Consider the following 592-nt stretch of genomic DNA (forward strand, 5'->3'; position numbering starts at 1 on the left):
GCCTGCTGCACGCCCTCACCCGACACGTCTCGGGTGATCGACGGGTTGTCGGACTTGCGGCTGATCTTGTCGATCTCGTCGATGTAGACGATGCCGCGCTGCGCGCGCTCGACATTGTAGTCGGCGGCCTGGAGCAGCTTCAGGATGATGTTCTCGACGTCCTCACCGACATAGCCGGCTTCGGTCAGCGTCGTCGCATCGGCCATCGTGAAGGGCACGTCCAGGATGCGGGCGAGCGTCTGCGCGAGCAGCGTCTTGCCCGAGCCGGTCGGACCGATCAGCAGGATGTTCGACTTCGCGAGCTCGACGTCGTTGTGCTTGGTCTGGTGGTTGAGGCGCTTGTAGTGGTTGTGCACCGCGACCGAGAGAACCTTCTTCGCATGGCTCTGGCCGATCACGTAGTCGTCCAGCACCTTGCAGATTTCCTTCGGCGTCGGAATACCGTCGCGCGACTTCACCAGCGAGGACTTGTTCTCCTCACGGATGATATCCATGCAGAGCTCGACGCACTCGTCGCAAATGAAGACCGTGGGACCCGCGATCAGTTTGCGGACTTCGTGCTGGCTCTTGCCGCAGAACGAGCAATACAGCG

The 592-nt window shown here is 61.5% G+C and carries 1 protein-coding gene; it reads right to left on the reverse strand.

Going from position 1 to position 592, the window contains the following annotated elements; all coding sequences use genetic code 11:
* On the reverse strand, nt 1-590 hold a 590-nt coding region (clpX, locus tag SO140_RS46380), incomplete at its 3' end, for an ATP-dependent Clp protease ATP-binding subunit ClpX (protein ID WP_498544263.1).
* Nucleotides 591-592: the final 2 nt, after the last annotated feature.

Source organism: Bradyrhizobium sp. UFLA05-108, from assembly GCF_059803455.1.